This is a genomic window from Pseudomonas sp. (assembly GCF_035277045.1).
Lineage (GTDB): Bacteria > Pseudomonadota > Gammaproteobacteria > Pseudomonadales > Pseudomonadaceae > Aquipseudomonas.
Genome location: NZ_DATELE010000003.1, coordinates 1 through 2,092, shown reverse-complemented (window position 1 = coordinate 2,092; position 2,092 = coordinate 1). Strand labels below are relative to the sequence as shown.

Annotated in this window: 2 protein-coding genes and 1 pseudogene; 1 reads left to right on the top strand and 2 read right to left on the bottom strand. The window is 63.0% G+C overall.

Annotated features, from left to right (window positions below; all coding sequences use genetic code 11):
* Positions 1–2 precede the first annotated feature (2 nt).
* The gene (locus VJS90_RS00095) at positions 3–581 is read right to left on the bottom strand and encodes a DUF6436 domain-containing protein (protein ID WP_324117912.1); all 579 of its coding nucleotides are present in this window, start codon (positions 579–581) and stop codon (positions 3–5) included.
* 97 nt (positions 582–678) lie between these two features.
* On the opposite strand from VJS90_RS00095, the gene VJS90_RS00090 reads away from it, so the two are divergent.
* Positions 679–1,626, top strand: coding sequence for an alpha/beta hydrolase (locus tag VJS90_RS00090; RefSeq protein WP_324117910.1), 948 nt, complete (start codon positions 679–681; stop codon positions 1,624–1,626).
* A gap of 42 nt (positions 1,627–1,668) precedes the next feature.
* On the opposite strand, the pseudogene VJS90_RS00085 reads toward VJS90_RS00090, so the two are convergent.
* A pseudogene (locus VJS90_RS00085) lies at positions 1,669–2,092 on the bottom strand (hypothetical protein); the annotation flags it as partial.

The window sequence follows — 2,092 nt, the reverse complement described above, 5'->3', positions numbered from 1 at the left end:
CCTTACTTCATCTGCGCCGGCCATGGGCAGTAGCAACCCACCGCCAGCGTGTGGGTGGCGTTCACCGCCCGGCCTTCGTTCAGCGCTTGCAGGATGGGCTCGATAAAACTGTTGCTCGAATTGCAGGTCAGGCCTTCGCTGTACGGACCGAAATACGCCAGCTTGCCACTGCGGTCCCAGATCGCCACCGCCGGGCTGGCAGGGATCTGTTCGGAGCCTGGCAGGACAGTGATGGTTTTAAGGCGGCTCAAGGTGGCGGGCAGCTGGCCGTGGCTGCCGGGCTTTTGTACCGCATAGAACTCGACGCCCTGCGGTGCATACTGTTCAACCAGTTCGGTCAGATGTTGTTGGTTGCCGACATTGCACGGGCAGGCCGGGTCCCAGAAGTGCACCAGGCGGATGGCGCCGGGGCCGGCGAGTTCGTCCGGCAGGCGCAACGGGTCGCCGGAGAACACCGCGGTGTGCGAACTGAACGCCCGCAAGTAGCGTCCCTGAAACCAGTCGTAAGCGGCCCACAGCACGCCGGCGCACACAAGGGCGAGCAGGCTGGCAAGCAGTGTGGTGCGGTAGGCCGGGCGCATGGGTTTCAATCCTCGAAGGTCGGCTAGCTTGCCATGCTTGCCGCGACAGATGAATATCGCAGGCCCATAAAGTCCGTTTCGCGCTCTGGAATGCCCCATGTCTGTCACTTTCGACCCCGATCATCTGCGTGCCAGCCTGCGGCCATTGGCCGAGTGGCAGCCGCTGTCGACGGAGGCCATGGCCTATCAGCGTTTTTATGGGCTGGATTTTCCACAACGGACCCTGCGCAGTGGCCTGGGGCGTTTCGAGGTCGATGGCTATGAAGTGGTCAGCCAGCTCTGGTGGCCCGAGCGGGCGAAGGCGACGCTGTTTCTATTTCACGGCTTCTACGATCACACCGGGCTCTACCGGCATGTGATCGAGTGGGCGCTGGACCAGGGTTTTGCGGTGATCGCCTGTGACCTGCCGGGGCATGGCCTGTCCAGCGGCGAACGGGCGAGCATCAAGGACTTCGCCGAATACCAGAGCACGCTGCAAGGGCTGCTGGCCGAGGCGCAGTCGTTGGGCCTTCCGCAGCCCTGGCACTTGTGCGGGCAAAGCACCGGCGGGGCGATTGTGATCGACCATGTACTCAATCAAGGTGCGAGCAGCCCGGCCCAGGGGCAAGTGATTCTGCTGTCGCCCTTGGTGCGGCCGCGAGCCTGGGGTTGGTCGCGGCTCAGTTATTACCTGCTCAAGCCGTTTGTCAAAGGCATCGCCCGGCGCTTCAGCGAGAATTCCAACGACCCTGACTTCCTCGCGTTCCTGCAGGCCGATCCGCTGCAACCGCTGCGTCTGCCAACGGCCTGGGTCGGTGCGCTGGGACGGTGGATCAAGCGTATCGAAGCGGCACCGAGCAGCCCGCGGCGGCCGCTGATCGTGCAGGGGCAGGCGGACATGACCGTGGATTGGGAGCACAACCTTGAAGTGCTGCGAGGCAAGTTCGATCGGCCCCAGGTGTTGATGCTGCCTGAGGCGCGGCATCATCTGGCGAATGAGTCGCCGGGGCCGCGGCAGGACTATTTCGGGTTTTTGACCAAGCGCATGAGTCGGGATCGGCGGTGACATTTCGATAGTCTTCGCGGGCCATTTCACGGACGCCAAAAATTACTGGGTCAGGCTCGACGTACTTTGCCCCACTGCCAACCCCGCCCGAATCGCCGCCAATGCCGCTTGGTAATAAGCCTTGCCTTCAGAGGACTCGGCAAAGGTCGAAAACTCTTCCAGTTCGTCATCCGACAGGTCGCGATAGACATACAGCAGCGTGTTGTTCAGGTCGGCGCCGATCTGCTCCATCAGGCGCTGGCGCTGACCGTTCAACATGCCTTGAGCCTGACCGTTGCCGAGCAAGCCAGGGATCATCGAACTCAGGCTGTCGGCCGCGACGCCTGCGATCGCCAGGCTGACTTCAGCGCCGGCCTCGCGGGCGGGCAGGGCCTGGGCCAGGTGGCCGATGATCAGTTGACGGGTATCGCTGGCCTGCATCTTCGGCAAGCCCTTGGCGTTTTTCGCCAATTGATCGCGACGGGTC

Coding starts and splice junctions, on each gene's coding strand:
- VJS90_RS00095 (WP_324117912.1), bottom strand. CDS start 581: ATGCGCCCGGCCTACCGCACCACACTGCTTGCCAGCCTGCTCGCCCTT.
- VJS90_RS00090 (WP_324117910.1), top strand. CDS start 679: ATGTCTGTCACTTTCGACCCCGATCATCTGCGTGCCAGCCTGCGGCCA.